Source organism: Micrococcus sp. ACRRV (assembly GCF_022346985.1).
GTDB classification, from domain to species: domain Bacteria; phylum Actinomycetota; class Actinomycetes; order Actinomycetales; family Micrococcaceae; genus Micrococcus; species Micrococcus porci.
Window position 1 is genome coordinate 1 of record NZ_JAKRNH010000024.1, and the last position, 25901, is coordinate 25901.

22 protein-coding genes, 2 tRNA genes and 1 pseudogene are annotated in these 25901 nt (G+C 71.6%); 16 read left to right on the forward strand and 9 right to left on the reverse strand.

What is annotated here, in order from left to right:
* Nucleotides 1-9 precede the first annotated feature (9 nt).
* The 4 genes from murJ to trxA all read left to right on the forward strand — a co-directional run bounded on the left by murJ (nucleotide 10) and on the right by trxA (nucleotide 5553).
* Nucleotides 10-1854 (forward strand): murein biosynthesis integral membrane protein MurJ, encoded by a 1845-nt coding sequence (gene murJ / locus MHY29_RS04245; protein ID WP_239238358.1) that lies wholly within the window; start codon nucleotides 10-12, stop codon nucleotides 1852-1854.
* A 108-nt stretch (nucleotides 1855-1962) separates the two neighbouring features.
* A complete protein-coding gene (locus tag MHY29_RS04250; RefSeq protein ID WP_239238360.1) occupies nucleotides 1963-4035 on the forward strand; it encodes a discoidin domain-containing protein in 2073 nt (690 codons plus the stop codon).
* 100 nt (nucleotides 4036-4135) lie between these two features.
* Complete coding sequence (trxB, locus tag MHY29_RS04255; RefSeq protein ID WP_224355972.1) at nucleotides 4136-5134, forward strand: thioredoxin-disulfide reductase; 999 nt, start codon at nucleotides 4136-4138, stop codon at nucleotides 5132-5134.
* A 95-nt stretch (nucleotides 5135-5229) separates the two neighbouring features.
* Nucleotides 5230-5553, forward strand: a complete 324-nt coding sequence (gene trxA / locus MHY29_RS04260; RefSeq protein WP_239238362.1) for a thioredoxin — start codon at nucleotides 5230-5232, stop codon at nucleotides 5551-5553.
* 74 nt (nucleotides 5554-5627) lie between these two features.
* Here the strand turns inward: trxA and MHY29_RS04265 are convergent, their stop codons facing one another.
* The 8 genes from MHY29_RS04265 to rpmH form a co-directional block, all read right to left on the reverse strand.
* Nucleotides 5628-6560, reverse strand: coding sequence for a ParB/RepB/Spo0J family partition protein (locus tag MHY29_RS04265; RefSeq protein WP_370643444.1), 933 nt, complete (start codon nucleotides 6558-6560; stop codon nucleotides 5628-5630).
* Between the two features lie 2146 nt (nucleotides 6561-8706).
* Nucleotides 8707-9642 (reverse strand): ParA family protein, encoded by a 936-nt coding sequence (locus MHY29_RS04270; protein WP_239238364.1) that lies wholly within the window; start codon nucleotides 9640-9642, stop codon nucleotides 8707-8709.
* Nucleotides 9643-9725: 83 nt separating this feature from the next.
* On the reverse strand, nucleotides 9726-10373 hold the full coding sequence (gene rsmG, locus MHY29_RS04275; RefSeq protein WP_224355969.1) for a 16S rRNA (guanine(527)-N(7))-methyltransferase RsmG: 648 nt from the start codon (nucleotides 10371-10373) through the stop codon (nucleotides 9726-9728).
* Nucleotides 10370-10954 carry a protein jag gene (locus MHY29_RS04280; protein WP_370643445.1) on the reverse strand — a complete coding sequence of 195 codons (585 nt, stop codon included), beginning with the start codon at nucleotides 10952-10954 and terminating at the stop codon, nucleotides 10370-10372. Before MHY29_RS04280 ends, rsmG begins: the two co-directional genes overlap by 4 nt.
* Complete coding sequence (gene yidC / locus MHY29_RS04285; protein WP_224355968.1) at nucleotides 10951-11946, reverse strand: membrane protein insertase YidC; 996 nt, start codon at nucleotides 11944-11946, stop codon at nucleotides 10951-10953. The genes MHY29_RS04280 and yidC overlap by 4 nt, the downstream gene beginning before the upstream one ends.
* A gap of 3 nt (nucleotides 11947-11949) precedes the next feature.
* Nucleotides 11950-12315: a membrane protein insertion efficiency factor YidD gene (gene yidD, locus MHY29_RS04290; RefSeq protein WP_224355967.1), complete on the reverse strand. Its 366-nt coding sequence runs from the start codon at nucleotides 12313-12315 to the stop codon at nucleotides 11950-11952.
* Between the two features lies 1 nt (nucleotide 12316).
* Nucleotides 12317-12715: a ribonuclease P protein component gene (locus tag MHY29_RS04295; protein ID WP_239238366.1), complete on the reverse strand. Its 399-nt coding sequence runs from the start codon at nucleotides 12713-12715 to the stop codon at nucleotides 12317-12319.
* Nucleotides 12716-12744: 29 nt separating this feature from the next.
* Nucleotides 12745-12882: a 50S ribosomal protein L34 gene (gene rpmH, locus MHY29_RS04300; protein WP_224355965.1), complete on the reverse strand. Its 138-nt coding sequence runs from the start codon at nucleotides 12880-12882 to the stop codon at nucleotides 12745-12747.
* A gap of 343 nt (nucleotides 12883-13225) precedes the next feature.
* On the opposite strand from rpmH, the gene dnaA reads away from it, so the two are divergent.
* The 12 genes and pseudogenes from dnaA (at nucleotide 13226) to MHY29_RS04355 (ending at nucleotide 25384) form a co-directional block, all read left to right on the forward strand.
* Complete coding sequence (gene dnaA / locus MHY29_RS04305; RefSeq protein ID WP_224355964.1) at nucleotides 13226-14761, forward strand: chromosomal replication initiator protein DnaA; 1536 nt, start codon at nucleotides 13226-13228, stop codon at nucleotides 14759-14761.
* A gap of 757 nt (nucleotides 14762-15518) precedes the next feature.
* Nucleotides 15519-16634, forward strand: a complete 1116-nt coding sequence (gene dnaN, locus MHY29_RS04310; protein ID WP_239238368.1) for a DNA polymerase III subunit beta — start codon at nucleotides 15519-15521, stop codon at nucleotides 16632-16634.
* 22 nt (nucleotides 16635-16656) lie between these two features.
* A complete protein-coding gene (gene recF / locus MHY29_RS04315) occupies nucleotides 16657-17916 on the forward strand; it encodes a DNA replication/repair protein RecF (RefSeq protein WP_224355962.1) in 1260 nt (419 codons plus the stop codon).
* Complete coding sequence (locus MHY29_RS04320) at nucleotides 17909-18505, forward strand: DUF721 domain-containing protein (RefSeq protein WP_224355960.1); 597 nt, start codon at nucleotides 17909-17911, stop codon at nucleotides 18503-18505. The genes recF and MHY29_RS04320 overlap by 8 nt, the downstream gene beginning before the upstream one ends.
* Before the next feature lie 92 nt (nucleotides 18506-18597).
* A pseudogene (locus MHY29_RS12475) lies at nucleotides 18598-18801 on the forward strand (alcohol dehydrogenase catalytic domain-containing protein); the annotation flags it as partial.
* 157 nt (nucleotides 18802-18958) lie between these two features.
* Entirely contained in the window at nucleotides 18959-19222 is a 264-nt protein-coding gene (locus MHY29_RS04325) for a hypothetical protein (protein ID WP_224355959.1), read from the forward strand.
* 299 nt (nucleotides 19223-19521) lie between these two features.
* Nucleotides 19522-21624, forward strand: a complete 2103-nt coding sequence (gene gyrB / locus MHY29_RS04330) for a DNA topoisomerase (ATP-hydrolyzing) subunit B (RefSeq protein WP_370643446.1) — start codon at nucleotides 19522-19524, stop codon at nucleotides 21622-21624.
* A gap of 47 nt (nucleotides 21625-21671) precedes the next feature.
* Nucleotides 21672-24410: a DNA gyrase subunit A gene (gene gyrA / locus MHY29_RS04335; protein ID WP_239238369.1), complete on the forward strand. Its 2739-nt coding sequence runs from the start codon at nucleotides 21672-21674 to the stop codon at nucleotides 24408-24410.
* The gene (locus MHY29_RS04340; RefSeq protein ID WP_224355957.1) at nucleotides 24407-24892 is read left to right on the forward strand and encodes a DUF3566 domain-containing protein; all 486 of its coding nucleotides are present in this window, start codon (nucleotides 24407-24409) and stop codon (nucleotides 24890-24892) included. Before gyrA ends, MHY29_RS04340 begins: the two co-directional genes overlap by 4 nt.
* Nucleotides 24893-24972: 80 nt before the next feature.
* Nucleotides 24973-25046 (forward strand) — tRNA-Ile (locus tag MHY29_RS04345).
* Between the two features lie 59 nt (nucleotides 25047-25105).
* A complete protein-coding gene (locus MHY29_RS04350; protein ID WP_224355956.1) occupies nucleotides 25106-25285 on the forward strand; it encodes a hypothetical protein in 180 nt (59 codons plus the stop codon).
* 23 nt (nucleotides 25286-25308) lie between these two features.
* Nucleotides 25309-25384 (forward strand) — tRNA-Ala (locus tag MHY29_RS04355).
* 115 nt (nucleotides 25385-25499) lie between these two features.
* Here the strand turns inward: MHY29_RS04355 and MHY29_RS04360 are convergent.
* The coding region (locus MHY29_RS04360) for a hypothetical protein (RefSeq protein WP_239238370.1) at nucleotides 25500-25901 on the reverse strand (402 nt) is incomplete at its 5' end.

Below are 25901 nucleotides of genomic sequence, written 5' to 3' on the forward strand. Positions count from 1 at the left end.
GGGTGACCCTTGAGCAGCAGAACCGCCCCCCACCGCGCCCTCCCCGCCGACGACGCACCGCGCCCGAAGGAGGTCGAGGACGTCGTCCTCCCGGCCTCGGACCCCGAGGCCCCCGCCCAGGCGCAGGAGGAGATCCCGGAGGGCGAGCGCCGCGCCGGACGGTCCACCGCGATCATGGCCGCCGGCACGATGATCTCCCGCGTGCTCGGCTTCGTCCGGGCTGCGCTGCTGACCATCGCGATCGGCACCACGGTGGGCACGGTGGCGGACATCTTCGAGGTCGCCAACTCCCTGCCGAACGTGATCTACCTGCTCCTGGTGGGCGGCGTGTTCAACGTGGTCCTGGTGCCGCAGCTGATCAAGCACGCCAAGGACGCCGACCGGGGCGCGGACTACACGTCCCGGCTGATGACGCTGGCCGTGCTCGTCATGCTGGCGGCCACGGTCCTGGTCACCGCGGCGGCGGCGCCCCTCATGGCGGCCCTGACGCGCGGCTGGTCCCCGGAGATGCTGCAGCTGGGCACCGTGTTCGCACTCTGGTGCCTGCCGCAGATGTTCTTCTACGGCATGTACGCGCTGGTGGGGCAGATCCTCAACGCGAACGGGCGGTTCGGCGCGTACATGTGGGCGCCCGTCCTGAACAACGTGGTGGCGATCGCCGCGATCGGCCTCTACCTGGTGATGTTCGGCCGCTACTCCGGCGGGGACCTGCTGGGCCGGTGGACGCCGGAGCAGACCCTCGTCCTCGCGGGCGGGCACACCCTCGGCGTGATCCTGCAGGCGCTCATCCTGTTCCTGCCGCTGCGCGGCCTGGGCCTGGGGCTGCGTCCGAGGTTCGGCTGGCGGGGCATGGGCCTGCGCCACACGGGGCGGATCGCCGGGTACACGCTGTTCACCATGGCGGCCAGCAACATCGTGCTGCTGCTCTCCCACCGGTACATCAACGGCGCCTCCGCGGCCCGCGAGGACCCGTCCGTGCGGGTGCCGGGCACGGAGGGCTGGGACCCGGCCATGGCGGACGCCCTCATCCCGGGCCTCACGGCCTACAACCAGGCCATGCTCATCTCGGTGCTCCCGCATTCGGTGTTCGTCCTGTCCCTGGCCACGGTGCTCTTCAACAAGCTGGCCCGCTCCATGGCGGCCGGGGACCACGCGGCGGTCCGGGAGACCACGGCGCGCGGCCTGCGCACGTTCGCCGCGCCGATCATGTTCAGCCTGGCCGGCGTCGTCGTGCTGGCGGGCCCGCTGGGCCGCCTGTTCGGCTCGACGGCCGAGTCCGCGCAGGTGACCGGCATGGCGGTGGGCGCGGTGATCCTGCTGATGAGCCTGTCCATGCCGTTCCGCTCCGGCAGCTTCTACCTGCTGCGCGTGTTCTACGCGGCGGAGAGCGCACGGATCCCCATGGTCGTGCAGGTCACGACGTCCCTGCTCACGCTGGCTGTGACCGCGGCGGGCGCGTACCTGCTGCCCCTGTGGGCCATCACGTACTGGGCGGCGCTGGCCTCGGTCGTCTCGCACGCCTTCCAGTTCTTCTTCGCGCACGTGCTCGCGGTCCGCCGGTTCGGCGACTACGGGTTCACGCACGTCCTCGCGGCCTACGCGACGACGGGCGCGGCGGGTGTCGTGGCGGGGGCGGCGGGCGCCGTCGTCGCCTGGCTGCTGGGCGCGTACTCCGGCGGCTGGGCGTGGGGGTCCATCCTGTCGGCGCTGGTCACGTGCGCCGTGGTGGGCCTGGTGATGGCCCCCGTGTACGTGCTCGCCCTGCGCGTGCTGCGCTTCCCGGAGCTCTCGTCCGCGGCGGCCCCGCTGGCCCGCCGGGTGCCCGCCCTGGGGCGCCTGCTCGGCGCCCGCTGAGCCCGGCCCCGGACCCGGCCCGACAACACAGCCCGCCCGACTCGAGCGGGGGGCCCTCCCGCCTGCGTATCATCGGGGACCGTAGCCCGTTCGTCAGGAGAAGAGCCCGTGCCCCAGCCCCTCGCCGTCGGTTCCGTCCTGGGAGGCCGGTACCGCATCACCGACCATGTGGTGACCTCCGCCGACCAGAACATGGTCTTCCAGGGAGCGGACCAGGTGCTCAACCGCCGGGTGACCGTGCTCGTGGCGTCCCCGGAGAACGCCACGCAGGTGGCGGCGTCGGCGCGCGAGCTGGCCACGGGCGAGCGGCAGGACGACGTCCAGGTCCTCGACCTGGGCCTGAGCGAGGGCCGCACCTACCTGATCGCCGGCGGGAACCCGGACCCGGACGTCCTGCTGGGCCTGGCGTACGCCCAGGAGCTCTATGTGGAGCCCTTCCAGACGGACTCCCTGGGCTCGGAGATCTTCGGGGAGTCCCGCACGGAGCAGGCCCACGAGTACGACGACGACGCCGCCTACTACGCGGACCTGGACCGTCGGCTGCGCGCGGACCAGAAGCAGTCCCAGCGCCGCCCCGGCTTCCTGAACCGCATCTCCGAGAAGCTCAACGAGCGCGTGCGTCCGGCCGACGGCACGGCCGCGAAGGCGGCCGCCGGTGCGTCGGCCCTGGCCGCGGCCGACGCCGCCACCAAGGCGCAGCTCGCCGAGCAGGAGCGCGCCGAGCGGGAGCGCGCCGAGCGGGAGGCCCGCGAGGCCCAGGAGAGGGCCGAGCGCGAAGCCCGCGAGATGGCCGAGCGAGAGCGGGCCGAGGCGGAGGCGCAGGAGCGCGCCGCGCGCGAGGAGGCCGAGCGCCGCGAGCGGGAGGCCCAGGAGGCCCAGGAGAGGGCGGAGCGGGAGCGTCTGGAGCGCGCCGCCGCGGCGCAAGCCGAGAAGGACCGTGCCGCCCGCGAGGCCGCTGAGGCCGAGGCCGCCGCCCGCCGCGAGCGGGAGGCCCAGCGCCACGCCGAGGCCGAGGCTCGGCGTCGCGAGGAGGAGGCCGCCGCTGCGGCCGCCCTCGCCGCCGCGGCCCCGGCGGCGGACGCCGATCCCGCGGACGCCCCCACGCAGGCCGTCCCCGTGACGGAGCCGGCCTCCACGCCTGAGGCCGTCCCGGCGCCCGTGCGTCGTCCCCGACCGGCACCGCGCCGCGCCCTGCCCGCGGTGGCGTCCGCCGCCGCGGTGGCCGCGGCCGTCTCCGCCGAGGAGGGCGCTTCCGCCGCCGAGGCCGCCCCGGCGGAGAGCGTCGCCCCCGAGGCCGTGCCCACGGCGACCGCCACCTCGTCCGCCGCGATCGCCGTGGCGGAGGCCGAGCCGGCCGTCACGGAGCACCGCGAAGAGGCCCACGCCGCCCCCGCCGCGGGTGGGGCGGGCGCCGGCGCCCCGGCCGCGGGCGCCACCGCCGCCCCGGCCCGCAGCACGAGCGGGAAGGGCTGGCTGATGGTCCTCGGCCTCCTCGCGCTGCTGGCGCTCGCCGGACTGGCGGGCCTGTTCCTGCTGGGGCAGAACACCCGCAGCGTCGAGCCCGCGCCGTCCGCCTCGGCGTCGTCCGCGGCGCCCTCCACCGCCCAGGCCTCCTCCGCCCCGCCGGCCGCGTCGTCCTCCGCTGCGCCCACCGCGTCGTCCTCCGCCGCGCCGAGCACGGAACCGGCCCCCTCGACCTCGGCGGCGGCCCCGGCCCCCACCGCGGCGCCCCAGGCGGTGGCCGTCACCCGCCAGGTGCCGGAGATGCCCGAGCTCGAGGCCCCCAACGACGCGACGCTGGCCAACCTGATCGACGGCGACCCGAACACCGCCTGGCAGAGCTACACGTACGCCCGCCCGAACTTCGGCGGCTACGTGGGCAGCATGAACCTCGTGGTGCAGCTCCAGGAGCGCACCACGATCAGCGAGGTCCAGCTGGAGAACCGGGGCGCCACCGGCGGCAAGTGGATCGCGTACGTCGCGAACACGGCCCAGGGCGGCGAAGGCGACGCCCGGGTGATCGGGCAGGGGACCTTCGACGAGGACTCCATCACGATCCCCGTGGACATCGCCGAGAACCAGGGCCAGTACGTGATCCTGTCCATCACGGGCCTCCCCCAGCTGGAGGGCGCCGGCCAGCGGCCTTACGGCCTGCAGCTGACGGAGATCGGGGTCCGCTGACCCCCTCCCCCCGACGACGGCGCGGGCCGGCCGGAATAGCCGCCCCGCGCCGTCCGTTGTCCCCGACGAGCGCACACCACCCCCGATCCGAGGAGTCCCCGTGACCACCGCAGAGCAGGACCAGCAGGTCCGCAACGTCGCCATCATCGGCTCCGGCCCCGCCGGGTACACTGCGGCCATCTACACGGCCCGGGCCAACCTGTCCCCCGTGCTGCTGGCCGGGTCCGTGACCGCCGGCGGCGAGCTGATGAACACCACCGAGGTGGAGAACTTCCCCGGCTTCCCGGAGGGCATCCAGGGCCCGGAGCTGATGGCGAACCTGGAGGCCCAGGCGCGCCGGTTCGACACCGAGGTCGTCTACGACGACGTCGTCCAGGCCGACCTCACCTCGGACCCCAAGGTGCTCACCCTGGGCGACGGCTCGCAGATCCGCGCCCACGCGGTGATCATGACCACCGGCTCCGCCTACCGCGAGCTGGGCGTGGAGGGCGAGAAGCGCCTGTCCGGCCACGGCGTGAGCTGGTGCGCCACGTGCGACGGCTTCTTCTTCCGCGAGCAGGAGATCGCCGTCGCCGGCGGCGGGGACTCCGCCATGGAGGAGGCCCTGTTCCTCACGAAGTTCGCCTCCAAGGTCCACGTGCTCGTCCGCCGGGGCGAGTTGCGCGCCTCGAAGATCATGGCGCAGCGTGCCCTCGAGGAGCCGAAGATCGAGTTCCACTGGAACACCGAGGTGGCCGAGGTCCAGGGCGACGACAAGCTCAGCACCCTGACCCTGCGGGACACCGTGACAGGCGAGGAGTCCTCCCTCGAGGTCACCGGCCTGTTCGTGGCGATCGGCCACGATCCGCGCACCGACCTGGTGAAGGGCCAGCTGGAGCTCACCGAGCACGGCACCATCCGCATCGACCACCCGTCGTCGCGCACCTCGGTGCCGGGCGTGTTCGCCGCGGGCGACGTCACGGACCACACGTACCGCCAGGCCATCACCGCCGCCGGCTCCGGCTGCGTGGCCGCCCAGGACGTGGAGCACTACCTGGCCACGGTCGCGGACGTGGCCGAGGCTGCCCCCGCGGCGCCGGACTCCGACTCCGTCGCCTGAGCGTCCTTCCCGACACCCCTGACATGTGTCAGCGGCAACATGCCGAACGACACTGACATGACCGCTTCGAACCCCGTCTGACAAGGAGCAACACCATGAGCACCATCAACGTCACCGACGCCGACTTCCAGGCCAAGGTCCTGGACTCCGAGCTGCCCGTCCTCGTGGACTTCTGGGCCGAGTGGTGCGGCCCGTGCCGCATGCTGGGCCCGGTGCTCGACGAGCTGGCCGCCGAGCACGAGGGCGAGGTCGTCGTCGCCAAGCTGAACGTGGACGAGAACCCGGCCTCCGCCGCCACGTACGGCGTGACCTCCATCCCGCTGGTCCTGGGCTTCCAGGGCGGCGAGAAGGTCGCCGAGTCGGTGGGCGCCAAGCCCAAGGCCCAGCTGGAGAAGGAGTTCGCCGCGCTGCTCGGCTGAGGCCACTCCCCCACAGACGACGGGGCCCCGTCACCGATGCGGTGACGGGGCTTCGTCGCGTCTGCGCCGGCGCGTCAGCCCTTCGTGGGGGTTGAGTCCCCGCCGCCCTGGATGAGGTCCATGATGCGGTTCAGGTCCTCCACGGAGGCGAAGTCGATCGCGATCTTGCCCTTGCGGGCGCCGAGCGTGATCTTGACCTGGGTGTCGAGCCGGGAGGTGAGGGCGGTGGCGAAGTAGTCCAGCCGCTCGTGCCGGGTGCTCTCCTCGCGAGATCGTGTGGACTTCGGGGCGGGGCGCACGGCCCCCTGCAGCTGGGCCACGGCATCCTCCGTCGCGCGGACGGACAGGCCCTCGGACACGATCCGCTGGGCCAGCCGCTCCATCTCCGCGGGGTCGGTCAGGCCCAGGAGGGCGCGGGCGTGGCCGGCCGTCAGGGCGCCGGCCGCCACCCGACGCTGCACCAGCGGGGGAAGCTTCAGGAGGCGGAGGGTGTTGGAGATCTGCGGGCGGGACCGGCCGATCCGTTGGGAGAGCTCCTCCTGGGTGCAGGAGAAGTCCTCCATGAGCTGCTGGTACGCGGCGGCCTCTTCCAGCGGATTCAACTGAGAACGGTGGAGGTTCTCGAGGAGCGCGTCCCGCAGCAGGTCCTGGTCCGGGGTCTGCCGGACGATCGCGGGGATGGTCGCGAGGCCGGCACGCTGGGTGGCGCGCCAGCGGCGCTCGCCCATGATCAGCTCGTAGGGCGTGGCGGCGCCCTCCACCTCGCGCACGACGATCGGCTGCAGGACGCCGACTTCGGTGATGGACGCGACGAGTTCGGCCATGTGGTCCTCGTCGAAGACCTCGCGCGGCTGACGCGGGTTCGGGTGGATGTCTCCGACGGGGAGCTCGCGCAGCACGGCGATGTCCGCAGAGACCGTGCCCTCGGGCTCGTCCTTCCGGATGGGGGCTGCCTGCTCCGTCTCGGACTTCGGGGCGCGCTTGGAGGGAGCCTTGACGGTGGGCATCGACGGGCGCGCGGACCGTGTGGGGCGGTGCCGACCGCTCTCGGTGGGCTCGTCCGACGTGCCCTCGCCACCGCCGAAGAAGATGTCCGCCGGGCGGGGGGCCTCCTCATGCGTTGACCGCGTCGCGGTGGGTTCGGAGGTCTGGGCACCCTTTGATCCAGTGGACCGACTTGTCTTCTGTGACGCGGTCGCGGAAGAAGCGGTCTTCTCCGTCCGGTCGGAGCTGTGGTCTTGCTGGGTGGCACCGTCCGATGCCGGCAGGCCGTTCTGAGATGACTCAGCGGTCTTGGCCGTGCGCGTGGACCGCTTCACGGGGGCGGCTGTGGCCTTGTTCGAGGACGCCGCCGAGGGGCTGGAGTCCTCGTTCGTGGGCGGCTCGTCGATCTCGGCGGTGTTCTGAATGAGGGCTCCGAGCCCTCGGCCCAGGCCTCCCCTGCGGGTGCTCATGGATCCTCCTGCGGTCGGGTGTGCCCTCATTCTAGGCGGTACCCGGTGGCCCGGGGTCGTTTCACGTGAAACGCCGCGTCGAGGCGGGCTCGCCGGCGATGCCTCGACGGCCGGTGGTGGTTGCTCTCTAGGAGCGCATCCGCGATGGGCAATGAGTGACGCTCACCGCTGGCAGGCTCATGGGAACCTGCTTCTCAATGACATGCGTGGGGGCGGACTGCGTCATGGTCCGTCACGTCACAGAACGCCTCTGCTGAAACGTGTCGCCGGAGAGCATTGTTGTCGCTGTGGCGTCCTGTCGGCGTATACACCCCATGGTGGCCAGCGCGTCAGGAGGGTCCTGTTTCACGTGAAACGGGGCGGTGTACAGGTGGATCACCCAGGTCGTGGGTCGGGTGGGGCTCCATCCGTCGATCCAGCTTCCCACGCAAGGGCCCTGGATAGGGACCGTTCCATCCGGTGTCGCGGCCGACGACTCGGGACGGCCGGGTGACACGCTCTACCCTCTCTGCTCCGCCCGATATTCAGTATGGGGGTGGTTCAGTCGTTGCGTTTCACGTGAAACATGGCATGACGCCGAGGGGGCGCGGACCGGCGCCTGCCACGCCGGCATTGACTGAACGTGAGGCGACAGCGTCGATATGAGCCGCCGGGGGGTGGCACTGGATGATCTATCGGACCGAACCACCCAAGTCGAGCACCTCACGTGACCGCAGATGGATCGACCACGTGCGTCCTCGGTGAGAGTGGTGGTTGTTCACGTCAAGCGACGGTCGCATTGAAAACCGCTGCGATCGAGTGTCTGGCCACTCGCTGAACGCTGGCTGGTTTCACGTGAAACACCTCTGGGAGCCCGTCGTCGTCGGTGAACATTCCGATGCCGGCAACGAGCTGCCTCCACGCCGTCGCCTCCACCGACGACAACCACGTGTCGTGCAGCGGGAGAGGGTTTCGAGACCCCAAGAGCAGGTGTGGGCGTTGGGAGGTCACGAGATCACTCACTCGAGGCCTTCGTCGAACGAGCGGCCGGCGAAGCAGCCGAATCCCCGCCGACCCACTCGCATCACAGGTTCCTGGCTTCTCCTGTGAGGGCTCAGCGAACATGTGACTCACAGCAGAGGCCACAGCATGTCCCGGGGGCGGAATCCGGGCATACGCTGCTGGTCTCCGACGGTCAACTGACTTCGAAGGTCACTCTATCCACAGGATCCATCCACATATCAACACGACCGTCTCGCCTTCATCTGCCCGTGAGGCATAGGGTTCTCCACAGGCGGGTCGGGATTCCCCGTGCCCCCACAGCCTTGGTACACGAGGGGAGCGAGGCTGATACTGGTATAAGACGGCAAACGTGCTCGCTTCCTTCGTCGCACCGAGTACCGGTGCCACGGTTTCTCCCGTTGTCCCCTGGGCGACTCCGAGGGGCGGCTCTGTGCGCGTGCACAGTCTCTCGCCCGCCCTTCACGAAGCCGACAGATGCATCGGGATTCGCCTCTCAGCGCGTCTCATTCAGCCCCGCGCGCAGGGCTGGTGAACGTTTCACGTGAAACCCTCCATTCCCCGCGACCACCCAAGAGAGAGGCAAAATCAAAGCACTTCCGTTGTCGATCGATGAGGGACGGGGAGACTGCCCGTCTCCGCGGGGTACAACAGATGGCCCCCTCCCGCGCCGGAAAGGGGGCCGTCTGCCTGCGTCGGGTCAACGCGCCTGCGGGGCACCCCTCCGGGCGATCTCAGCGGCCGCCTCGCGGTAGGCCACGGCGCCGGCGGAGGCCGGGTCGTAGGTGACCACGGTCTGCTGGTAGCTCGGTGCCTCCGAGATGCGGACGTTGCGGGGGATGGCCGTCTCCAGGAGCTGCTCCGGGAAGTGCGCCTTGACCTCCTCCGCCACCTGGACGGCCAGGTTCATCCGGGCGTCGAACATGGTCAGCAGGATGGTGCTCACCTGCAGCTTCGGGTTGAGGTGCTTCTGGATCATCTGCACGTTCTTGAGCAGCTGGGAGAGACCCTCGAGGGCGTAGTACTCCGCCTGGATCGGGATGAGCACCTCCTCGGCCGCCACGAACGCGTTGACGGTCAGCAGGCCCAGGGACGGCGGGCAGTCGATGAACACGTAGTCGAGACGCTCCTGCCCCTGGTCGGCACGCCACGCCATGTAGCGGTCCAGGGCGCGAGCGAGGCGCTGTTCGCGGGCCACCATGGACACCAGCTCGATCTCGGCGCCGGCCAGGTCGATCGTCGCGGGCACCACCTGCAGGCCGTCCACGTCCGGGGCGTCCTGCACGGCCTCGTGGATCTCCATCTCGTCCAGGAGCACGTCGTACACGGACGCGACGTCGCCGGCGTGGGGCACGTTGAGGGCGGTGGAGGCGTTGCCCTGCGGGTCGATGTCGATCACCAGGACCCGCATGCCGGCACGGGCGAGCGCGGCGGCGAGGTTCACGGTCGTCGTCGTCTTGCCCACGCCGCCCTTCTGATTGGACGTGGTGAACACGCGGGTGCGGTCCGGCACAGTCAGGCGCCGCGCCTTCAGGCGCGCGGCCTCCTCGGGGGATGCCTTATCCGACGCGCGGCCGGACCACCTCTGCTTGAGGGCCTTCCAGGTCCCGCCGCGGCTGTCCTGCTCCTTGGCCATGGGTGCTCCTCCCGCCCGGGACGCGCCGGGCTGCTCCGTCGAGGGGAGACCGCCGGGCCGCCCGCCCCGTGGGAGGGGCGGGCTCAGCGGGCGCGGCGTGCGGGCACGCGCACCACGGTGGTCGGCTCGGGAAGCAGGCCCTCGCCCACCGTCACGATCTCCGGGTCGCCACCACCATACTTGCGCAGGGGCTTCTGGGCGGCGGTGATCTCCTCCGCGGCGGAGCGGCCCTTGATGGCCAGCAGGTGGCCGGAGGAGCGCAGCAGCGGCATCGTCAGGGGCAACAGGGTCTTCAATGCTGACACGGCGCGGGCGGTCACGATGTCCACCTGGATCTCGTCGGCGACCTGCTCCGAGCGACCGCGCACGACCTCCACGTTGGTGAGGCCGAGGTCTGCGATGACCATCTCCAGCCATGCCACGCGCCGCTCCAGCGGCTCGATCAGCGTGAACCGGCAGTCCGGCCGGGCCAGCGCCAGGCAGAGGCCGGGCAGGCCCGCGCCGGAGCCCACGTCCGCCACCAGGGATCCCTCGGGCAGGAGACGCGCCACCACGGCGCAGTTGAGCACGTGCCGGCCCCACAGACGGGGCACCTCACGCGGGCCCAGCAGGCCCCACTCGATGCCCGTGGTGGCCAGGTGATCCACGTAGCGCTCGGCCAGGGGCAGGGCCTCCCCGAACAGGTCCTCGGCCGCCGGGCGCAGCTCCGCGGTCAGCTGGGGGGCGCTCATCCGCTGATCACCACGTGCCGGCGCGGGCCCTCGCCCTCGGACTCGGAGGCCAGGCCGGCCTCCGCCACCACGTCGTGCACGATCTTGCGCTCGTAGGCGCCCATGGGGTCCAGGTGGACCTCGCCGGCGCCGGAGCGGACGCGCTCCACGGCCTCGCCGGCCAGGGTGCGCAGCTCGGCGTCCCGACGACGACGGTGCCCGGCGATGTCCAGGATGAGGCGCGAGCGGTGTCCCGTGGCGGTCAGCACGGCCAGGCGCACGAGCTCCTGCAGGGCCTCCAGCGCCTTCCCATCCGGGCCCACGAGGTCGGCCAGGCGGTCGTCCTCGTCGTCCTCCCCGGGCACCACGGAGACGTAGGTGCGGCCGTCGCGCACCTCGATGTCGATGTCGCCGTCCAGGTCGGCGATGTCCAGCAGCTCCTCGACGTAGTCCGCGGCGACGTCGCCCTCCTCCTCGAGGCGGCGCACCGCCTCGGCCTGCTCGTCGACGGCGGCGTCGGGCGCCGTGGCCTCCACGGGGGCCTCGACCGCGGGGGAGTCCTCCGCGGCGTCGGCCAGGGGGCCCTCGTGCTCGGCGGTCACTTCTTCCTCCGGTTCTTGCGCTGCGGCTGGACGCGCTGGCCGCCCTCGCGCAGGACCTCGCCGTTCACCACGGCGCCCTGCGCGGCCTCGGTGTGCGCGGAGCCGGGCTTCGCCTCGGAGGAGGCGACCTTCTTGCCGACGGGCGGCAGGCCCTTGGCGGCGCGGCGCTCGTTGAGCTCCTGCTCGGCGAGGGACCCCGGGGTCGGGTTGTGGCGGATGATCCACCACTGCTGGCCGACGGCCCAGAAGTTGGAGTACGTCCAGTAGAGGAGCACGCCGATGGGGAAGTTGATGCCGCCGATGCCGAAGATCAGGGGCATCGCGTACAGCATGATCTGCTGCGTCTGCATCATCGGGCCCTCGAGGGCCGTCTGGGTCATGTTCTTCGTCATCAGCATCTTCTGCATGAAGAACATGGAGCCGGTCATCAGCAGGATGAGCACGATCGCCACCACGACGACGGCGGCGCCGCCCGGCTGGCCGATCGACCCCATCAGCGTGTCCGACATGCGGGCGCCGAAGATCTGGGAGGACTCGAAGGAGCGGATGGTCTCCGCGGACAGCGCGTCCATGCTCTCGCCGCGCTCGGCCGCCCCGCGGGCGCCGACGAGCACCTGGTAGAGGGCGAAGAAGAACGGCATCTGGATGAGCAGGGGCAGGCAGGCGGCGAACGGGTTCGCCTTGTGCTCCCGCATCAGGGCCTGCTGCTCCAGGGCCATGGCCTGGCGGGAGAGCTGGTCCTTCTTGCCCTTGTACTTGGCCTGCAGCTTCTGCAGCTCCGGCTGCATGGTCTGCATGGCGCGCTGGGCGTTGATCTGCTTGACGAACAGCGGGATCAGCAGCGTGCGGATCAGGATGACCAGCAGCAGGATGGCCAGGGCCCAGGTCCAGCCGGAGTCCGCGGGCAGGCCGATCGTGTCCAGCACGGTGTGGAACGCGCCGAGCAGCCAGGACATGATCCAGCGGAACGGGGCGAGGATGGCGTCGAACATGGTTCAGTCCTCCTGCGAGGGGTCAGGCGGGATGGGCGGGTGGTTCAGAGCGAAGATCCGCGGCTCGCGGCCCGGCGGCCAGCGGCGACGCCCCGGCGGGACGGGATCCACGCCGCCGTCGTTCCACGGGTGGCAGCGCAGCAGGCGCCGCGCGGTGAGCCAGGAGCCGCGGACGGCGCCGTGCACGTGGACGGCTTCCAGCCCGTAGGCCGAGCAGCTGGGGAAGAACCGACACACCGGCCCGTACAGCGGGGAGACCACGGCGCGGTAGGCCGTGAGGAGCCAGGCGAGCAGCGTGGAGGGCAGCGCGCGCAGCGGGCCCCACTCGTGCGAGGGCTCGAGCACCGTGTACGGGGAGGAGGCGGGCATCTCAGCGACTCCGGTCGGCCTGGTCGAGCTTCCGGACGGCGGCGCCCAGGGCGCCGTGGACGTCCCGCCGCAGGGTCGCGTGGTCGGCGTCGACGGCGGCCGGGAGGGCCTTGACCTGGATCAGCAGGGCGCGGTCGCGCAGGGCGGGGGAGTCCAGCTCGGCGCGCAGCAGGGCGCGCAGTCGACGGGTGACCCGGTGGCGGACCACGGAGTTGCCCACGGCCTTGGATACGACGAACCCGGCCCGCGGGCGACGAGGCTGGCTCGTCGCCCCGGGCCGGGCGGGGTCGGTGTCCGCGGCCACGCTGACCACGACGGTGCTCCGCCCCGCGCGCGAGCCGGTCCGCCGGATGCAGCGGAACTCCTCGGGGGTGCGGACCCGGCGGTCACGGGGCAGCACGGTGACCCGTCAGCCCTGCGCGGCGCGGATCAGGCGGACAGCTCCGCGCGGCCCTTGCCGCGGCGGGTGGACAGGATGGCGCGGCCGGCGCGGGTGCGCATGCGGGCGCGGAAGCCGTGCTTGCGGGCGCGGCGGCGGTTGTTGGGCTGGAAAGTGCGCTTGGTCACTGTGATCTCTCCACGACGTGTTGGGTGTGCCTTGCGATCGTCGACCTGAGGACGTGCAACCAGGGGGAAGGACCGATGAGGCTCTGACATGAAATCCCCGGCGGGCACGGCGGTGCCGACGCCCGGGGGACCAGGCAACTGTAGTCGTCGGCGCGCACGGGGGTCAAACGGGTGCGCGCGAGCACCGCGCGCGGAGGACCCCCGAGCGCGTCGTCCACAGCAGGATAGGGGTTGTCCACCCCTTGTGCACAACCCTGTGGACAACGGCTAGACTCGCCAGCACGATTGTTCGAGTTCGCAGCGGACCGCCCGGCGGCCGGCTGCCCCGGGAAAGGACGTGCCCATGGCGGCGGACCAGGAGCTGCTGGACCGGTGGCGCGAGGTGGTCACGGCCCTCGACGACGACCCCCGCGTGAGCGCGCGTCTCATGGGCTTCGTCTACCTGGCCCAGCCCCAGGGGCTGATCGGCAACACGCTCCTGCTGGCGGTGCCCAACGAGACGACGCGCGAGACCCTCCAGGGTGCCCAGGTCGCGGACGCCCTCACAGACGCGCTGACCGCCGTCTTCCGGGAGGAGATCCTCCTCGCCATCTCGATCGACTCCAGCCTGCAGCCCCCGCGCACCCCGTCCGCCGACGACCGCCGCGCCGAGGAGCTCCCGGACCTGGCCGCCGCCCGTGCCGAGACGTCTCCCGCCCCGGCCCCCGCGGCCGGCATGCACCGCGGCGTTGCGGAGGAGCTGCCCGGGATGCCGGCGCCCCGCGAGGAGCCTGCCCCGTCCCGCGCGGCGGCCCCCGCCGCGGGCGCGCCCACCCCGGCGCCGCCGTCGACGTCCTCGGAGACCAGCCGGCTCAACGACCGCTACCACTTCGACACGTTCGTGATCGGCTCCTCCAACCGCTTCGCGCACGCCGCCGCGAACGCGGTGGCCGAGGCCCCGGCCAAGGCCTACAACCCGCTGTTCATCTACGGCGAGTCCGGCCTGGGCAAGACGCACCTGCTGCACGCGATCGGCCACTACGCCCGACGCCTCTACCCGGGCCTGCGGGTGCGGTACGTGAACTCGGAGGAGTTCACCAACGACTTCATCAACTCCATCCGCCACGACGAGGGCGCCTCGTTCAAGGCCGTCTACCGCAACGTGGACATCCTGCTGATCGACGACATCCAGTTCCTCGCGGACAAGGAGGCGACGGTCGAGGAGTTCTTCCACACCTTCAACACCCTCTACAACAACAACAAGCAGGTCGTGATCACCTCCGACCTGCCGCCCAAGCAGCTCTCCGGCTTCGAGGACCGGCTGCGCTCCCGCTTCGAGTGGGGCCTGATCACGGACATCCAGCCGCCGGACCTGGAGACGCGCATCGCGATCCTCCGCAAGAAGGCGGAGGCGGAGGGGCTCGTGGCGCCGCCGGAGGCGCTGGAGTACATCGCCTCGCGGATCTCCACCAACATCCGCGAGCTCGAGGGCGCGCTCATCCGCGTCACCGCGTTCGCCTCCCTGAACCGCCAGCCGGTGGACATCGAGCTGGCCGAGCAGGTCCTCAAGGACCTCATCACGGACGACGCCACGCAGGAGATCACGCCGGAGCTGATCGTCCACACCACGGCGGAGTACTTCAACCTGACGATCGACGAGCTCACCAGCAAGTCCCGCACCCGGACCCTGGTGACGGCGCGGCAGATCGCCATGTACCTGCTGCGCGAGCTCACGGAGATGTCCCTGCCCAAGATCGGCCAGGAGTTGGGCGGACGCGACCACACCACCGTGATGCACGCGGACCGGAAGATCCGCGAGCTGATGGCCGAGCGTCGCACCATCTTCAACCAGGTGACGGAGCTCACCAACGAGATCAAGCGCAAGCAGCGCGGGGCCTGAGCGGCCACGATTCTTCGACCCGCACTCGAAGGTCAGTCCACATTGTCCACCGATGTGGACAACTCGGTGGATAACCCAGGCCACTGTGGACATCTCCAGGCCTGTGGATGACTCGAATCCGCCGAACGACGCCCTCCCCGATAATCCACAGGCCTGGGGACGGGAGGTGTCCACATGGGGAGGAATGACACCGGTGTGATTCGATTGTCCACCGATTTCCACCGTTGTCCACAGGATTGAGCGGCATGATTCCGCGGATCCTGGCATATCGGAGTCCCTGATGTGGACAAGAATGTGGACAACCGGGGGATGAGGCGCCGAGCGCGGGGGACCGGCCCGACGACGCCTGTGGAAGACCGCGGTGACGGCGTCGGCGTCGTCCACCGACCATACACATGCCGAACGGGCGGGAATCCACACGGCTCCCCCAGCGACATCGGCGGAATGGCGGGGCTCAAGGCGGTTCTCCACACAATCCACACCTGCTACCACCACTTCTGATCCCTCCGAAGACATCCCGCCAAGCAACATCAACCCCGACGCCCGCACACCCGGTCGAATCACAGGAATCGGGCGTCCACAGGACGCCCGCCTCGACCTGACACCGGACTCACGGACCGCATATGCTGACGTGCGCGCGCCTCCTTGCCTCTCGGAGATCCTTGTGATTCGAGGCGGACTCCGTCCGGGGCGCCGACCCGGCAGCGGCCAGGGCCCCACCCCACCGCGACACCCCCAGAGAGGCAGTGCAGAGACCGTGAAGTTCACCGTGGCACGCGACATCCTCAGCGACGCCGTCTCCTGGGCGGCCCGCTCCCTGTCCCCGCGGCCCCCGGTGCCCGTGCTCTCCGGCCTGCTCGTCACCGCCGAGGCCGGCCTCGTCTCCATCGCGAGCTTCGACTACGAGACCTCCGCCCGCCTCCAGATCGAGGCGGACGTCGAGGCCGAGGGCCAGGTCCTCGTCTCCGGCCGGCTGCTGAACGACATCGTCCGGGCACTGCCGAACGCCCCCGTCACCCTGGAGCTCGACGGCGGCAAGGTCCTCGTCACCTGCCGCTCCTCCCGGTTCCAGCTGGCCACCATGCCCGTGGCGGACTACCCGGCGCTCCCGGAGCTGCCCGAACCCGCCGGCACCGTGGACGGCGCCGCCTTCGCGCACGCCGTGAACCAGGTGACCGTGGCCGCCTCCAAGGACGACACGCTGCCGATCCTCACCGCCGTGAAGGTGGAGATCGAGGGCGACACCATGACCTTCCTGGCCACGGACCGGTACCGGCTCGCCATGACCGAGATCCGCTGGAACCCGGCCGACCCCGCGATCTCCACCTCCCTGCTGATCAAGGCCCGCACCCTCACCGAGGTCGCCAAGTCCCTCGGCGGCGGCGGGCGGCTGGAGATCATGTTCGGCTCCTCCCACGACCTCGTGGGCTTCTCCTCGGGCGGTCGCCGCACCACGTCCGTGCTCGTGGACGGCGAGTACCCCAAGATCCGCTCCCTGTTCCCGGAGACCAGCCCCATCCAGGCCGCAGTGGACACCGAGGAGCTGATCGCCGCCTCCCGCCGCGTCGCGCTCGTGGCCGAGCGCAACACCGCGCTGCGCATGGTGTTCACGGACGGGCAGGTCACGCTCGACGCCGGCACCGGCGACGACGCCACCGCCAACGAGTCCGTGCCCTGCACCCTCGAGGGCGAGGAGATCACCGTGGCGTTCAACCCCGCCTACCTCTCCGAGGGCCTGGCCGTGGTCGACCAGCCGCAGGTGCGCTTCTCCTTCACCGCCGCACCCAAGCCGGCGCTGCTCACCGGCGTCCACGAGGAGGACGGCACGGTCTCGGACCACCGCTACCTCGTGATGCCCGTCCGCCTGACCTGACGGGCGGGGGCTGAGCGCAGACGTGCACCTGTCCCACCTCACCGTCCAGGACTTCCGCTCCTACCGCTGGGCAGACCTCGAGCTGAGCCCGGGCTCCACGGTGCTGCTGGGCGCCAACGGGGTGGGCAAGACCAACCTGGTGGAGGCCATCGGCTACCTCGGCTCCCACCAGTCCCACCGCGTCAGCCAGGACGCCCAGCTGGTTCGCTTCGGCCAGGACCGGGCGCGGATCGCCGGGCGCGTGCACCGCGGAGCCCGTTCCGTGGCGCTGGAGCTGGAGATCCTGCCCGGCCGCTCCAACCGCGTCGCCATCAACCGCGGCGCCCCCGTGCGCGCCAAGGAGGGCCTCGGGATCCTGCGGACCGTGGTGTTCGCCCCCGAGGACCTCGGCCTGGTCACGCAGGACCCGGGCGGCCGGCGTCGCTTCCTGGACCAGCTCATGGTGCAGTTGCGCCCCGCCCTGGGCCAGGCCGCCGCGGACTACGAGCGGGTGCTGCGCCAGCGCAACGCCCTGCTGAAGTCAGCCCGGAAGGCCCGCCGCTGGGGCGCCGAGGAGGACGCCACGCTGGCCGTGTGGGACGAGCACCTGTGCGCCGCCGGCGCCCGCCTGCTGCATGGCCGCCTGCACGTGCTGCGCCTCCTGGCCCATCCGCTCCAGGAGGATTACGCGGCCCTGACCAACGGCTCCAAGACCGCCACGTACTCCTACGAGTCCACCGTGCCCGCCGCGCGCGGCACCCACGTGCAGGCCCCACCCGTGGCCGAGCTCGCCGCGAGCATGCACGCCGCGCTCGTGGAGCAGCGCGAGGAGGAGCGTGCCCGCGCCCTGACCCTCGTCGGCCCCCACCGGGACGAGCTCGCCCTGTTCCTGGGCCCCGCGCCGGCGCGCGGCTACGCCTCCCACGGGGAGACCTGGTCCCTGGCGCTGGCGCTGCGCCTGGCCGCCTACGACGTGCTCGTCGCCGACGACTCGGACCCGGAGGGGCGGCCCGTGCTGATCCTCGACGACGTCTTCGCCGAGCTGGACGCCGCGCGGCGCGAGCGGCTCGCGGGGCTGGTGGGCCGGGCCGAGCAGGTGATCGTGACGGCGGCGGCGCTCGCGGACATCCCCGCGTCACTCGCGGGGCACCGGGTCCTCATCCGCCAGGACGCCGAGGGCTCCGAGGCCGTGGCCGCGGCCGAGCCGGTGGAGGGGGACATCCGGGCGCCCCGCCCGGGCGCTGCGCCGGGTGCGGCGGCGTCGGAGGCCGAGGAGCCCGAGGACGGCGACGCCCGTGCGTGAGCGCTCGCCGGAGCCGGACGCGCTGGCGGAGCTGCCGCCGGACCGTCCGGACCTGGCCCTGGTGCAGCTGCGCCGGGTGCGCGACGCCGCCCGGCAGCGCGGCGAGGCGCCGCTGAACCGGCGGGGCACCGCGGCCGGCCTCGCACAGTCCATGGCGGGCTCGGAGGCGGCCGCGGCGGCCGGCGGGGCCGTGGCCCGGTCGGGACACCGGCGCCCCGGCGCCCCGGCCGACCGTGACCCGGCCGTCGTCTCCAGCGTCTTCGGCCGGCTGATCCGGGACCGCGGCTGGTCCACCCCGGTGGCCGTGGGCTCGGTGCTCACCCGCTGGGCGGACCTGGTGGGCCCGGAGATCGCGCTGCACTGCCGCCCGGAGAGCTTCGAGGACTCGGTGGTGCGGGTGCGCACCAGCTCGACGGCGTGGGCCACGCAGCTGCGCCTGATGAGCCCCATGCTGCTGAGCCGCTTCGACGAGGCGCTGGGGCCCGGCGTCGTGACCCGGATCGACGTGGCGGGCCCGGCCGCACCGAGCTGGCGGCACGGCCCGCGCACGGTGCGCGGCGGGCGCGGTCCGCGGGACACCTACGGCTGAGCCGCCCACCCGCCGAACCCTGGACGCGCTCCCCGCCCGGGTCCATGCTGGGCGCATACGAGCGGCAGGGCCCGGCGTCCGAGGTCATCCGGATGGGCGAGCTGCCCGACCCGCAGCCCGGTCCGGGTGAGGTCCGGGTCCGCGTCCGTCTGTCCGGGGTGAACCCCGGGGACACCAAGAAGCGCGCCGGCTGGCAGGGCTCCGCGATGGCCGGCCCGCTGGTCGTGCCCCAGAGCGACGGCGTCGGAACGGTGGACGCGGTCGGGGAGGGGGTGGACCCGGCACGGACGGGCCGCCGCGTGTGGCTGTGGGGGGCCCAGTCCGGACGCCCGTTCGGTACGGCGGCGGAGGCCGTCGTCGTGCCCCAGGAGCTGGCCGTGGACCTGCCGGTGGACGTCTCGGACGAGACCGCCGCCTGCCTGGGGATCCCCGGGATCACCGCGCACCGGCGGCGTGATCGCGGCGTTCGCCTCCCGGAAGGAGCACCCGAGCCTGCCGTTCTGGCCCATGCTCTTCGAGAACCACGTGATCCGCTTCGTGGGCAGCGACGACGTCCCCGCCCCGTCCAAGGCGGCCGCCGTGCGGGAGGTGACCGTAGCGGCCGCGCACCTGGTGATCCCGGTGGCCGAGGTGCTGCCGCTGGGGGAGACCGCCCGCGCCCATGACCTCGGGGACGCCGGCCCGGGCGGGCGGGTGCTCGTGGACGCGTGCCGCTGACCGCGTGGACGCCCTCTGGCGCGTTGAAGACCCCGGGGAGGGCATGGGACCGGGGCGCACCCGTCCGCGGTCGTCCTGAGAGGCCTGTGCGACCTCCCAGGGCATGATCCACGTCCGCGGACCGCAGGAATCCCGCGCCCACACGCCGATTCCGCTAGAGTGGGCGGTGAACAAGGTGAGCCCCGGCCCGTCCGGGGCTCCCGTCCGTTCCCGCCTCCGCCCCCGCGCCGGTCCTCCCGCGTGCGTGCGCGCGAGGTCCCCGGGGACGGCCCCGTCCCGTTCCGAGGAAGTGAACCCCCGTGGTCGACGCCGCACCCGAGCAGCCCGAGCAGCCGTCCGCCCCCGCACCGGACACCAACCCCGCCCACCAGGTGCAGGAGTACGGCGCGTCCGCGATCACCGTGCTCGAGGGCCTGGAGGCCGTGCGCAAGCGCCCGGGCATGTACATCGGCTCCACGGGTCCGCGCGGCCTGCACCACCTGGTGTACGAGGTCGTGGACAACTCCGTGGACGAGGCCCTGGCCGGGTTCGCGGACGGCATCGACGTCACCCTCCAGGCCGACGGCGGCGTGCGCGTGCAGGACAACGGCCGCGGCATCCCGGTGGACATCCACCCGACCGAGGGCAAGCCCACCGTCGAGGTCGTCATGACCATCCTCCACGCGGGCGGCAAGTTCGGCGGCGGCGGCTACGCCGTCTCCGGCGGCCTCCACGGCGTGGGCATCTCCGTGGTGAACGCGCTCTCGACGCGTGTGGAGACGGAGATCCGGCGCCAGGGCCACGCCTGGCGCATGTCCTTCGCGAACGGCGGCATCCCGCAGGGCGAGCTCGTGAAGGGCGAGGCCACGGAGGAGACCGGCACCGTCCAGACCTTCTGGCCGGACCCCGAGATCTTCGAGTCCGTGGAGTTCGACTATGAGACCCTGCGCGCCCGCTTCCAGCAGATGGCGTTCCTGAACAAGGGCCTGCGCATCACCCTCACGGACGAGCGCGTCCAGGAGGACAACGAGGTCCAGGAGGACGAGATCGTCGGCGAGGGCACCGCCGGCGAGGACGCGGCCGCGGAGAACGGGCTCGACGACGAGCAGACGCCCCAGCGCCGCAGCGTCACCTACCTCTACGAGGACGGCCTGCTGGACTACGTCAAGCACCTGAACTCCTCCAAGCGCGCGGAGCTGGTGCACGAGGACGTCATCGCGTTCGACGCCGAGGACGCCGAGCGCGGCATGGCCCTCGAGGTGGCCATGCAGTGGACCACCGCCTACTCCGAGTCGGTGCACACCTACGCGAACACCATCAACACGCACGAGGGCGGCACCCACGAGGAGGGCTTCCGCTCCGCGCTGACCGCGCTGGTGAACCGCTACGCGCGGGAGAAGGAGATCCTCAAGGCGAAGGACGACAACCTCTCCGGCGAGGACATCCGCGAGGGCCTCACCGCCGTCGTCTCGGTGAAGCTCTCCGAGCCGCAGTTCGAGGGCCAGACCAAGACCAAGCTGGGCAACTCCGAGGCCCGCGGCTTCGTGTCCAAGGTGGTCACGGACCACCTGGGGGACTGGCTGGAGCGCAACCCCGGCCCGGCCAAGGACATCATCCGCAAGGCAGTCCAGGCCTCCCACGCGCGCATGGCCGCCCGCAAGGCCCGGGACAACGCCCGTCGGAAGTCCCCGCTGGAGTCCTTCGGCATGCCCGGCAAGCTCGCGGACTGCTCCTCCAAGGACCCGGCCCGCTGCGAGGTGTACATCGTGGAGGGCGACTCGGCCGGCGGCTCCGCCAAGCAGGGGCGCAACCCGGACACCCAGGCGATCCTCCCGCTGCGCGGCAAGATCCTGAACGTCGAGCGGGCCCGCCTGGACAAAGCCCTCGGCAACGCGGAGATCCAGTCCATGATCACCGCGTTCGGCACGAACATCGGCGAGGAGTTCGACATCTCCAAGCTGCGGTACCACAAGATCGTGCTCATGGCGGATGCGGACGTGGACGGCCAGCACATCACCACGCTGCTGCTGACCGTGCTGTTCCGGTACATGCGTCCCCTCATCGAGGCCGGGCACGTGTTCCTCGCGCAGCCCCCGCTGTACCGCATCAAGTGGTCCAACGCCCCGCACGACTACGTGTTCTCGGACGAGGAGCGCGACGCCGCGATCGAGGCCGGCCTGGCCCGCGGCTGGCGCTACCCCAAGGACAACGGCGTGCAGCGCTACAAGGGCCTGGGCGAGATGAACTACCAGGAGCTGTGGGACACCACCATGGACCCGGAGCACCGCACCCTGCTGCAGGTCACCATGGAGGACGCCGCCGCCGCGGACCAGGTCTTCTCCATGCTCATGGGCGAGGACGTCGAGTCGCGCCGCAACTTCATCCAGCAGAACGCCAAGGACATCCGCTTCCTGGACATCTGATCCGGACCGGCTGACCCAGAGACTTCAGGAGCAGGAGAGGAATCGCGTTGAGCGACGAGACCACCCCGGGCACCGCGCCCGGCACCCCCCAAGACGGCCATGACGCCGAGCAGACCCCGCAGATCGGCCAGGACGTCGCCGTCGAGCACTACGTGCTGCCCGAGGGCGCCGCGGACAAGGTGGAGCCGGTCGACCTCGAGTCGGAGATGAAGCGGTCCTACCTGGACTACGCGATGGCCGTGATCGTGGGCCGCGCGCTCCCGGACGTGCGCGACGGCCTCAAGCCGGTGCACCGGCGCGTGCTCTACGCGATGTACGACGGCGGCTACCGACCGGACCGCTCCTTCAACAAGTCCGCCCGCGTGGTGGGCGAGGTGATGGGCAACTACCACCCGCACGGGGACACGGCGATCTACGACGCCCTCGTCCGCCTGATCCAGGACTGGGTGCAGCGCTATCCGCTGGCCCTGGGCCAGGGCAACTTCGGCTCCCCGGGCAACGACGGCGCCGCCGCCCAGCGCTACACCGAGACCAAGATGGCCCCGCTGGCCATGGAGATGGTCCGGGACATCGACGAGGACACCGTCGACATGCAGGAGAACTACGACGGCAAGCAGCTGGAGCCCACCGTGCTGCCCGCCCGGTTCCCGAACCTGCTGGTCAACGGCTCCTCGGGCATCGCCGTCGGCATGGCCACGAACATCCCGCCGCACAACATGCGCGAGGTGGCCGCGGGCGTCCAGTGGTACCTGGAGCACCCGGAGGCCACCCGCGAGGAGCTGCTGGCCGCGCTGATGCAGCGCATCAAGGGCCCGGACTTCCCCACGGGCGCGCAGATCCTGGGCCGCAAGGGCATCGAGGAGGTGTACCGGACCGGCCGCGGCCCGATCACCATGCGTGCCGTGGTGAACGTGGAGGAGATCCAGGGCCGCACGTGCCTGGTGGTCACCGAGCTGCCGTACATGACCAACCCGGACAACCTGGCCGCGAAGATCGCGGAGATGGTCCGGGACGGCAAGATCGCCGGCATCGCGGACATGCGCGACGAGACGTCGGGCCGCACCGGTCAGCGCCTGGTGATCGTGCTCAAGCGCGACGCCGTGGCCAAGGTGGTGCTGAACAACCTCTACAAGCACACCGAGCTGCAGTCGAACTTCTCGGCGAACATGCTGGCGCTGGTGGACGGGGTGCCGCGCACGCTGTCCCTGGACGGGTTCGTGCATCACTGGGTGAAGCACCAGATCGAGGTCATCGTCCGGCGCACCGCGTTCCGCAAGAAGAAGGCGGAGGCGCGCGCCCACATCCTGCAGGGCCTGCTCAAGGCCCTCGACATGCTGGACGAGGTCATCGCGACCATCCGCCGCTCGGCCTCCGCCGAGGTCGCGCGCGAGGCCCTGAAGACCCTCCTGGACATCGACGACGAGCAGGCCCAGGCGATCCTGCAGATGCAGCTGCGCCAGCTGGCCGCCTTGGAGTCCCAGAAGATCCAGGACGAGTACGACGAGCTCATGGCCCGGATCGCCGAGTACACCGCGATCCTCGAGTCCCCGCAGCGCCAGCGCGAGGTGGTCTCGGACGAGCTGGGCGAGCTCGTGGCCAAGCACGGGGACGAGCGCCGCACCGAGATCGTGGCCGGCTTCGACGGGGACATGTCCATCGAGGACCTCATCCCCGAGGAGGAGATGGTCGTCACCATCACCCGCGGCGGCTACGTCAAGCGCACCCGCATCGACCAGTACCGCTCGCAGGCGCGCGGCGGCAAGGGCGTGCGCGGGGCGGCGCTGCGCGGCGACGACGTCGTCGAGCACTTCCTGACCGTCTCCACGCACCACTGGCTGCTGTTCTTCACGAACCTGGGCCGTGTCTACCGGATCAAGACGTACGAGCTGCAGGAGGCCGGCCGCGACGCGAAGGGCCAGCACGTGGCGAACCTGCTGGCATTCCAACCGGATGAGCGGATCGCGCAGATCCAGCCGCTGGCCGGCTACGACGGCGACGCCCCCTACCTGGTGCTCGCCACCCGCAACGGCCTCGTGAAGAAGACCCCGCTGGAGGACTACGACACGAACCGCCAGGCCGGCCTGATCGCGATCAAGCTGCGCGAGGGCGACGAGCTCGTCTCCGCGCGCGTCGTCTCCGCGCAGGACGACCTGCTGCTGATCTCCCGCCAAGGCCAGTCCGTGCGCTTCACCGCCACGGACGAGGCGCTGCGCCCCATGGGCCGCGCCACCTCCGGCGTGACCGGCATGAAGTTCCGCGGCGACGACGCCCTGCTCGCCATGGACGTCATCCGCGCCGGGGACGAGGACAGCTATGTCTTCACCGTGACGGACGGCGGCTTCGCCAAGCGCACGCACGTGGACGAGTACCGCACGCAGGGCCGCGGCGGCCTCGGCATCAAGGTCGCCCGCCTCGTGGACGACCGCGGCGAGCTCGCCGGCGGGCTCGTGGTGGGCGAGGACCAGGAGGTCCTCGTGGTGATGGCCTCCGGCAAGGTGGTGCGCTCCGCCGTCGCCGGCGTGCCCGCCAAGGGCCGTGACACCATGGGCGTGGTCTTCGCGAAGCCGGACAAGCGGGACCGGATCGTCGCCGTGACCCTCAACAACGAGGACGAGATCGAGGCCACCGCGGACGAGCGGGCCGCGGCCGAGGGTGCGGCCCCGGAGGCCGCCGGAGCCGCGGACGGCGCGGGGGTACCCTTGGACGCAGTCAACGACCAGACCGATCCCGCAGCCGCAGCGGAGGCCGAGGCCGCCGGTGAGGATGCAGACGGAGGAGAGCAGTGAGCACGTCCGCTTCGTCGCGCCCGGCCGGGGCGAAGGGCGCCTCGGCGTCCCGTCCGGCCCGCCGTTCCAGCTCGCGGGACTCCCAGGAGGACTTGGTCCGCGCCGTCCCGAAGGCCAAGGTGCGCCGCGCCCGCCTGCAGCTGACCAAGGTGGACCCGTGGTCGGTGCTGAAGCTGGCGTTCCTGCTCTCCGTGGCGCTGGGCATCATCCTGGTGGTGGCCACCGTCGGCTTCTACACGCTCGCGGAGCTGACCGGCGTGTTCGGGAAGATCAACGACGTGCTGGGGACCGTGCTGGGTACCGAGTCCGGCACGTACACGGTGGAGAACCTGGCGCCCCTGAGCACCGTGGTGTCCCTGGCCACCGTGGTGGCGGTGCTGAACGTGATCCTGCTGACCGCGCTGGGCGTGGTCGGCGCGCTGCTCTACAACGTGTGCGCCTCCCTGGTGGGCGGCGTGGGCGTCACGCTCGCGGACGACTGAGCCGGCTTGCACTCCGCGCCCCCAGGGGTGTAGAGTCATCTCCTGTTGTGAACGGGACATCGTTCCGCACGCAACGGTGAGGGCGTATAGCTCAGGCGGTTAGAGCGCTTCGCTGATAACGAAGAGGTCCCAAGTTCAAGTCTTGGTACGCCCACTCCACGCACGAGCCCCGGTCTGACTGGGGCTCGAGTCGTCTGACGGGAAGGGGATCCCATGCGACTGGCACGCATCGCCACCCTGGTGGCCGGCGCCGCCGCCGCATACGGGGTTCGCTCTTGGCGGCAGCAGCGCGAGGACAAGGCGGTCTGGGCCTCGGCCACGGACAGCCTGGAGCCGCGGAAAGCGCCCGCCGAGGACGGCCGCGGGGAGGACGAGGAGACGCCGCAGGGCTGATCCTCGGGAGCACAACCGAACACGGGGGCATGGCGCAATTGGTAGCGCACCTGCTTTGCAAGCAGGGGGTTAGGGGTTCGAGTCCCCTTGCCTCCACCACACGGGGAGGGCCCCGGCCGCCGATCTCAGGATCGGCGGCCGGGGCCCTCCGTCGGCTGCGGGCGCTCGGACTGCGCGGCCGTCACGGCCCGCCCGCAAAACGAGGACGTCGGGCTCACCAGCGCGTGTGCGGGGAGCGGTCAGGGCCCGGCTCCAGGCCGATGACTCCGCACCCCACCAGGACGGCCGCGACCACGAGGCCCGCCGCGCTGCCCCAGACGACGAGGGTGGTCGGGCTCGGACCCATCGCCCCCAGGACCGCGGCGGCCCCGGCCGCGAGGACCAGCAGCGCCACCAGGACCCAGCGGACCGCGTGCCCGGTCCAGCGCAGGAACCGCCGCCACCGGGGGGACCGCGTCGCCTGCGCCGCGCTCTCAGAGGATGAGCGCCCCAGTCCCGTGGAGGCGGCCGCCATGGCCCCCATGGCCTCCGTCAGCGCCTCGCCGTCCCACACGCTCCAGACACCGGGTCCGGAGGCCCGGAACAGGGTGCCCCCCAGCCCCCAGCCCCCGAAGAC

Bases quoted from the DNA above. Each gene is read 5' to 3' on its own strand.
- trxA (WP_239238362.1), top strand. From the start codon at position 5,230: ATGAGCACCATCAACGTCACCGACGCCGACTTCCAGGCCAAGGTCCTG.
- MHY29_RS04265 (WP_370643444.1), bottom strand. From the start codon at position 6,560: ATGCCCACCGTCAAGGCTCCCTCCAAGCGCGCCCCGAAGTCCGAGACG.
- MHY29_RS04270 (WP_239238364.1), bottom strand. From the start codon at position 9,642: ATGGCCAAGGAGCAGGACAGCCGCGGCGGGACCTGGAAGGCCCTCAAG.
- rsmG (WP_224355969.1), bottom strand. From the start codon at position 10,373: ATGAGCGCCCCCCAGCTGACCGCGGAGCTGCGCCCGGCGGCCGAGGAC.
- yidC (WP_224355968.1), bottom strand. From the start codon at position 11,946: ATGTTCGACGCCATCCTCGCCCCGTTCCGCTGGATCATGTCCTGGCTG.
- yidD (WP_224355967.1), bottom strand. From the start codon at position 12,315: ATGCCCGCCTCCTCCCCGTACACGGTGCTCGAGCCCTCGCACGAGTGG.
- dnaA (WP_224355964.1), top strand. From the start codon at position 13,226: ATGGCGGCGGACCAGGAGCTGCTGGACCGGTGGCGCGAGGTGGTCACG.
- MHY29_RS04350 (WP_224355956.1), top strand. From the start codon at position 25,106: ATGCGACTGGCACGCATCGCCACCCTGGTGGCCGGCGCCGCCGCCGCA.